This window comes from Kitasatospora sp. NPDC101447 (genome assembly GCF_044767225.1).
Classification (GTDB): domain Bacteria; phylum Actinomycetota; class Actinomycetes; order Streptomycetales; family Streptomycetaceae; genus Kitasatospora.
This window is the reverse complement of record NZ_JBIWNL010000077.1, coordinates 1-6,796: the sequence shown is the minus strand read 5'-3', so window position 1 is coordinate 6,796 and position 6,796 is coordinate 1. Positions and strand designations below refer to the sequence as shown.

7 protein-coding genes and 1 pseudogene are annotated in these 6,796 nt (G+C 71.0%); 6 read left to right on the top strand and 2 right to left on the bottom strand.

The window, feature by feature from the left end; all coding sequences use genetic code 11:
* From ACIRST_RS42225 to ACIRST_RS42200, 6 genes and pseudogenes are all read left to right on the top strand, one after another.
* Window positions 1-374 (top strand): annotated as a pseudogene (locus ACIRST_RS42225) (NmrA family transcriptional regulator); the annotation flags it as partial.
* Window positions 375-457: 83 nt separating this feature from the next.
* Window positions 458-1,105 carry a hemerythrin domain-containing protein gene (locus ACIRST_RS42220; RefSeq protein WP_350526823.1) on the top strand — a complete coding sequence of 216 codons (648 nt, stop codon included), beginning with the start codon at window positions 458-460 and terminating at the stop codon, window positions 1,103-1,105.
* A 241-nt stretch (window positions 1,106-1,346) separates the two neighbouring features.
* Window positions 1,347-1,949, top strand: a complete 603-nt coding sequence (locus ACIRST_RS42215) for an anthrone oxygenase family protein (protein WP_350526824.1) — start codon at window positions 1,347-1,349, stop codon at window positions 1,947-1,949.
* 317 nt (window positions 1,950-2,266) lie between these two features.
* Window positions 2,267-2,623 (top strand): hypothetical protein, encoded by a 357-nt coding sequence (locus ACIRST_RS42210; protein WP_350526825.1) that lies wholly within the window; start codon window positions 2,267-2,269, stop codon window positions 2,621-2,623.
* 25 nt (window positions 2,624-2,648) lie between these two features.
* The gene (locus ACIRST_RS42205; RefSeq protein WP_402810086.1) at window positions 2,649-3,083 is read left to right on the top strand and encodes a hypothetical protein; all 435 of its coding nucleotides are present in this window, start codon (window positions 2,649-2,651) and stop codon (window positions 3,081-3,083) included.
* Between the two features lie 413 nt (window positions 3,084-3,496).
* Window positions 3,497-4,003, top strand: coding sequence for a hypothetical protein (locus tag ACIRST_RS42200; RefSeq protein ID WP_402810083.1), 507 nt, complete (start codon window positions 3,497-3,499; stop codon window positions 4,001-4,003).
* A gap of 250 nt (window positions 4,004-4,253) precedes the next feature.
* Here ACIRST_RS42200 and ACIRST_RS42195 read toward each other — a convergent pair whose 3' ends face one another.
* Both ACIRST_RS42195 and ACIRST_RS42190 read right to left on the bottom strand, forming a co-directional pair.
* On the bottom strand, window positions 4,254-5,579 hold the full coding sequence (locus ACIRST_RS42195; protein ID WP_402810080.1) for a M64 family metallopeptidase: 1,326 nt from the start codon (window positions 5,577-5,579) through the stop codon (window positions 4,254-4,256).
* Between the two features lie 153 nt (window positions 5,580-5,732).
* On the bottom strand, window positions 5,733-6,464 hold the full coding sequence (locus ACIRST_RS42190) for a hypothetical protein (protein ID WP_402810078.1): 732 nt from the start codon (window positions 6,462-6,464) through the stop codon (window positions 5,733-5,735).
* Between the last annotated feature and the right edge of the window lie 332 nt (window positions 6,465-6,796).

Below are 6,796 nucleotides of genomic sequence, written 5' to 3'. Positions count from 1 at the left end.
GTGGTGCGGTGGAGCCGTTCGTGGATGTGGAGGACATTGCGGACGTGGCGGTGGCGGCGTTGACGGAGGCGGGGCATGCGGGCTCGGTGTACGAGTTGACGGGGCCGCGGTTGCTGTCGTTCGCGGATGTGGCGGTGGAGTTGTCGCGGGCGGTGGGGCGTGAGGTGCGGTTCGAGGCGGTGTCGTTGGAGTCGTACCGGCGGGTGCTGGAGGAGGCGGGGTTGCCGGCGGACTTCGCGGAGCTGTTCTCGATGATCCTGGACGGTCGGAACGCGTCGTTGGGTGACGGGGTGCGGCGGGCGCTGGGTCGTGAGCCGCGGGACTTCGCGGACTACGCCCGGGAAGCCGCCGCCTCGGGCGTGTGGAACGTATGAGCCGGCTCGTCCCCGGCGGCCCCGTGTGGCCGCCCCCGGGCGGGCGTTGCAAGGGACCCTGAACGGACTTTGGAGGTCTGGTCATGTCGGACGGCACAACGGTCTGGTCGAGCGAGCGGGGCATCGGCACACTGCCCGGCCACATCAAGGGCTTCGGACTGATGCACGTGGCGATGCGCCGCGACGCGGCGCGGCTGAGCGCCGCCGCCACGCGCGGACCGTCGGGATCCACGGCGGAGCTGGCGGAGTGGTTCGGGCGGCTGCGCGCGGTGATCGACTGGCACCACCACAGCGAGGACGAGATCCTCTGGCCGTACCTGCGTGGCCGGGTGGCCGGGTTCGACGGCGGCGGGGTCCTGGAGGAGGACCACGAAGCGCTGGACCGGTCGATGCGGCGGGTGGCGGGGGTGCTCGGCTCCGGACTGCGGGCCGAACTCCCGGCGGCCGCCGAGGCGTTCGAGACCCTGGTGCGCGACCACCTCGGGCACGAGGAGCCGGTGGTGTTCCCGGCGCTGGCCGGCCTGCCGGTGGACGAGTACCTGCGGGTGGAGCGCCGGATCATCCAGAGCGCACCGACCCAGGTGATGACCTACCTGCAGCCCTGGATGTTCGACGGCGCGGACCCGGCCGCCGTCCGGGCGGTGTCCGCGACGATCCCGGCCCCGGTGCGGCTGATCGGGCGGACGGTGCTGGAGCGGCGGTACCGGCGTGGCCTGTCGGCGGTGCTCTGAGCCCGCAGCGGGTGGCGGGCGGGCGCGACGGTGCGCCCGCCGGGCCGCAGGGGGCGACGGTGCGCCCGCCGGACCGCCCGGACCGCCGGGGCGGCGCAAGACGGGGCACGTGCCGTCCTGCGGCCCGGGGTTCCGGTTGTCGCGCTTCCGTTGCGCGGTGCACCGCACGGTGGTCGGTGTCGTGTGCACAAAGTTCGTCGGCACCGCAGCCCGCGGGCCGGGAGAGTGAAGGGGTCCTGAGATGCGTTCGGATCAGACCGCGGTTCCGCTGTCGTACTCCGCGCCGTCGGCCATCGGAGGTGTGGGGATGGGGAGTTCGGCGCACGCCGTCGGGCAGAGCAAGGCGACCGGGCCGCTGCTGGTGGGCGCGACCATCGCGATGGGTTTGATGGCGGGGCTGTTCTTCGCCTTCGACGTGTCGGTCATGCCGGGCCTGGCGGCGAGTGACGACCGCACGTACGTGACGGCGATGCAGCACATCAACAAGTCGATCGAGAACGGCATGTTCGGCCTGGTCTTCGTCGGTGCCTTCGCGGCGACGGGCATCGCGGCGTGGCTGCTGCACAAGGCGGGCCGGCGGCAGGCGGCGCTGTGGGCCGCGCTGGCGACGGCGCTGTACGTGGTGGCGCTGATGGTGACCATGGGCGTCAACATCCCGCTCAACAACCAGCTGGCGGCGGCGGGCGACCCGTCCCAGATCCACGACTTCGCCTCGGTGCGAGCGCACTTCGCCGACAGCTGGGTGCCGGCCAACATGCTCCGCACCGCGCTGTGCACGGGCGGTCTGCTCGCGCTGACCCGCTCCCTGGTGCTGCACGGCCGGTTCACCCGCTCGGGGCGCTGACACCCGTCCGCACGCACTGCCTGCCTCAGGTGCCCGTCCGCCACGCGCGGACGGGCACCTGCGCGTTGGGCGCCGGTCGTGGTGGTGGTGGAGGTGGCGGTCGCTCGTGGCGATGGCTGCGGTGCGGGGCCCGGTGCGCCGGAGCGTGCGCCGGTGCGCCGGGTCGGTGACTACACCCAATTCACTGGGTGAGACAGCGAGTTGGCGCCCGGCACGGATGTGGTGGAGCATGGGCGGGCCCGGTCTGTTGCGGTGCGCTTGCGCCGCGGCCGCGGCGCGTGCGCGTGCTGGGGGAGGAGGCGGGTCCGGTGAGTCCGGTGGATCGTCCGTTTCTGGTCCGGGGGAGGGCGGTACCCCTGGCCAGGTACCTGGCCGAGGAGGACATCGAGGGCCTGGTGGCCTGCTCGTGCATCGGGAACGAGGTGAGCATCGACCTCCCGGACACCAGGATCCTGGTGAGCCTGGTCGACGTCGCCGACGTGGTGAGGCTCAACTTCCACATGGTCCAGGACGGCCCGGCCAAGCCCCGTTCCTGGTCGCGCCGGATGCCCGCCGGCACCGGCCCGCGCGACATCGCGGCCCGGATAGCGCTGGACGTCCGCACCCTGGAGCGCGAGCTGGCACCGCTGCGCCGCCGCCCGCCGGCGCTGCCGGAACAGCGCCGACCGGGCTGAGCGCAGGCCCCCGTAGAGTGGCGGCGTGGACAACGACCAACCCCGCGCCGACCACGCTCCGGCCGACCACGTGTCCGTCGACGCGCCCTCCGTCGATGCGTCCTTCGTCGACGCGTCCTCCGTCGACGACCCCTACGCCGACGGACGCAACGTGCTCTGGCTCCTGGACGGCTTCGACACGGACGACGAACTGCGCTACTCCCGTGAGCTGAACCGGGAGGAGTACCTGCGGGTCCGCCACCTCTTCGAGGGCGCCCCCGAGGTCCGACTCGGCGACGATGTCTGGATGCTGGCGGGCGACTACCGCGTCCCGCCCCGCCTGTGGGAACCGCTGTGGGAGCTGCTCGGCCCGCCCGCCGGCCCGGTGGAAGGCCTGGACTACCTCATCGGCGCCCGCCAGGACCTCCCCGACGGGTGGGACGACCGGTCCGGGCATTCCACCGCGGCCGCCGCTTCCTGAAAAGACGGTTCTCCCAGGCCAAGGAGCACTTCCGCATATCGTCCGCGATGTGGACGGCGTTTGCCGAAGTACCGAGCCTGGACAGGCTGTACGCGCCGGATTACAGTCGGTGCGGGGCCTGCGGCAGCAGGAAGAAAACGGGGGTGGCAAACACGAGCGGCTGATGAGCCGCTTTGCCGTTCCCGCCTGTCAGGCTTCTCCTTCTACGGCACGCAGCACAGCACAGGAGCCGACGAGGCCGCACAGTGCCGACGAGGCCGCATGGTTCGTCCCGAAAGGCTCCCGCTGTCCGACGCCGTGATTGCCGTACCGGGCACATCCCTCTCGCTCGAATTCAGTACGGAGAGAGTGCCTGTGGCGGAACCGGTTCGACTCGTTCGTGACACGCCCAGACCGAAGGGAAAGAGGCCATCATGTCATTGTCAGCAGCTGACCTCGAAAAGCTCGGGGACGCGCCGATCACCATCCAGTCGACGCACTATCCGAATGTCCACCTGCGCATGGACGGCACCGGAGTGACCACGGCCAGGGACAACGGCGCGGGGTCGGTCAACTGCCAGTACGGCAACGGTCCCTTGACGGCCTTCAGGGTCCGGCCGCAGAGCGACGGCACCTACGCCTTCGAGTCGGCGGCCTTCCCGAACGTGTTCCTGCGCATGGACGGCAATGGGGTCCCCACCACGATGGCCGGAGGGGGGACGGTCAACTGTCAGTTCGGCCTCGGCCCCTGGGAGAAGTACCACCTCCTTCCCCAGCCCGACGGTTCGTTCTCCTTCGGGTCGGCGGCCTTCCCGAACATCTACCTGCGCCTGGTGACCGGCAGTGGGGTGACCACCGCCACCGGTCCGGGAGGAACGGTGAACTGCCAGATCAATGCCAACGGCGGCGCGGACGAGAAGTTCTATCTCGACCTGGCCTGACGTGCGCGTCCCACGCGCGGCGACGTCCGCAGTGTGATCGCAGCGTGATCGCAGCGCGGAAGTGCCTTCCGAACCGGGACGATGAGGCGGGTCCGAGATCCGTCAGCCCTGGCAGGAAGGCACTTTCTGCGTGCACACCACCGGCACCGCGGAGCCGCTGCACCGCATTCGGTGCCCGTCGAGCCGCTGCACCGCATTCGGGTGCAGCGGCTCGGACCGGTCTCAGCGCGTGACGATCAGCGTGTGAGGATCACCGCGTGACGATCCAGGACAGGCTCGCGGTCAGGTCCGCACGCAGCGCCGGGTCCGTCACGGCGGGGGTGGGATCGGTGGCGACGGCGGTGAGCAGGTGCGGCCGGATCCGGGGCCCGGTCAGCTTGAGGTCGCCGAGGTCCAGCGCAGTGCGACCGGAGAGGCGTGGCAGCTCGCGGCCGTCCAGGAACCAGCGCAGCCGGGTGCCGGGCACCGGCAGGTCGACGGTCAGGTGGTCGGCCGCGGTGAGCCAACTCCCTTCGGCTGTGGGGCTGGTGAGCGGCGTGGCGTGGCGGTAGAAGCCGGCGATCATCGCCTCCCGCCCGGGCAGGTTGAACTCCCGTCCGAGCGAGCGCATGATCGAGTTCTCGGTCGGCCGGTACAGCCCGGTCGGGTAGTAGCCGCCGCCTTCGTACGCACCGACCGTCCCGCCGTCCGGGGAGGTCTGCCCGAGCCAGCGGGACCACTTGGTGCCCTGCTGCCGCATCCGGTCGGCCGTGAGCGTGCTGATGTTGGCCTCGGCCGGTTCGTCGCCCTGGTACGTCCCCTGGCCGTCGTAGGCGTACTCGTCGGCGAGCTTGCCCAGCGAGTGCCCGGTCTCGTGCACCGCGATCTGCCCGGACTTGGCGTTCCCGCCCGCCACCGTGGCGATGCCCTCGTAGCCGAGCGGGGACGTGACGTCGTTGTAGCCGGCGCCGCCGTACTTGGCACTGTTGGCCACCACCAGCACCAGGTCCGCCTGCGGGGCCTTCGCCGCGTACCGCTCGACCGCCTTCTCGTCCACGCAGAGCAGCCGCTCCACGTCGTCGCACCAGAAGTACGAGCCCAGCGCGGTGTGCCGCACGGTCGCCCGGTCCGGATCGCCGGTCACCCCCGACTCCGGCGAAACCGCCGACACCGCCCAGACGTTGAACAGCCCGCGGTACGTGGCGTACGGCTCGACCGCGGTCACCTCGCGCCACTTCTCGGCCGCGTCCGTGAGGAACTTCTGCTGCTCCTGCGCGGCGTACCCGTCGCCGATCACCACGACGTCCAGCTTGGTCGCCGGATCGCCGCTGCGGACCAGCGGCGTCACGTCACCGTCCCCCTGCGGCGCGGCCACGCCCTGGGCCGGCGCGGCGACGAAGGGGGAGACGGCGGGGGCCTGGGCGCGGGAGATGCTGCCGTCCTCCGCGAAGGCCTCCACCTGGCGGGAGGGCGGTGCCGCGCTGGGCGGTGCCGTGCTCCCGGCCGGCGCACTCCAGGAGGGGGTGGCGCCGAGCAGGGCCGCGGCGAGGGCGGTGGCGAGCAGAGCGGTGGTGGTGCCGGCGGGTGTGCGGCGCACGGATGGTCCTCCCCTGGTGAGTGGTCTGTGACTGATCGGCCTCTGATCGGCCTCCTTCCCGTGTCGAGAACCTGACAATCATGTGGGAGTCGAGGACCGGGCTGCCTGCCGTCGGGTGTGGCGCGCGGCCGACGGGCGTCGCCCGCCGCGGGCCTACAGTTCCGACACGGCCGTCGCGGCGATGACCACCGCGATCAGCCAGGACACGATCGCCAGGGTCAACGTGACGGCGAACGGCCACTGGTACGCGATGAGGAGGACGCAGCCCGTGCCCGTGGCGACGGCGGTCGGAACGGCGACGAGCAGCGGCCACCCCCACGCCCGCAGGTCCGCCGAGGCCACGCGGTACGCGAGCAGCGTCGTGCCGGCACCGATCAACAGGGCGACCTCGAACACGCTCCACCACGGCATGTTCCGCTGTTCGGCCTGGTGCCCGTGATAGGAGACCCAGACCACATCGTCCTTCCAGATCTTCAGATCGACTGTGGTGCCGACCTCGACGTCCCGGTAGAAGGCGCCGCCCACGTCGTACTCGCCGCTGGGAGCCGTCTCGCGCGAGATCGTCAGCAGATAGGTGACCGAATCGTCGCTGGAACTGGACGACTTCTTCGTCACCTGCCCGCTCTCCGTCCGCACGCACTCCACCACGTCCCCGGCCTCCGCCGACCCGCAGGCCGGCGCCGAGCGGTAGGCGCCCGACGCCTCGAAGGCGTCCACGAACCGGAAGAATCCGAGGCCCACCGCGGACAGGCCTATGGCGACCAGTAAGACCTTCCATCCCATCCGGACGACCGGCGCCACCTTCCGCCGCTGCTTCGGCTTGCTCAGGCTTCCCGCCCACGCGCCAGGCACGCTGTCCGTCACATCGTCGGTCACGTCGTCCACCGCATCCTCACCGTCCTGCCTCGTCCGCACCCCGTTGATCTTCCGGCGTAGTCGGATGATGCCAGGCCGCAGGCGCCCTGGGAGGAACTGGCGCAGGCTGTAACGGACTTGTGCCGGTACGGACCGACCGGGCAGCGCGAAGAGCCGGGAGCGCCGCCCGCGGTGACCGGTGGCGGTGAATCCCGGCTCGTTTCACGTTCTCTCTTGGCCGTTCTGTTTCTTCGTTTGCTTACTGATTGTTGGTGAGGTGGTGGTGGAGGTTGGTGAGGGCGTGTTGGGTGGCGGTGGTGTGTTTGTAGGTGAGGTTGGTGAGTTTGTGGAGGAGTTTGGGC

Excerpts from the sequence above, each read along its gene's own strand:
- ACIRST_RS42220 (WP_350526823.1), top strand. The coding sequence starts at position 458 with ATGTCGGACGGCACAACGGTCTGGTCGAGCGAGCGGGGCATCGGCACA.
- ACIRST_RS42200 (WP_402810083.1), top strand. The coding sequence starts at position 3,497 with ATGTCATTGTCAGCAGCTGACCTCGAAAAGCTCGGGGACGCGCCGATC.
- ACIRST_RS42215 (WP_350526824.1), top strand. The coding sequence starts at position 1,347 with ATGCGTTCGGATCAGACCGCGGTTCCGCTGTCGTACTCCGCGCCGTCG.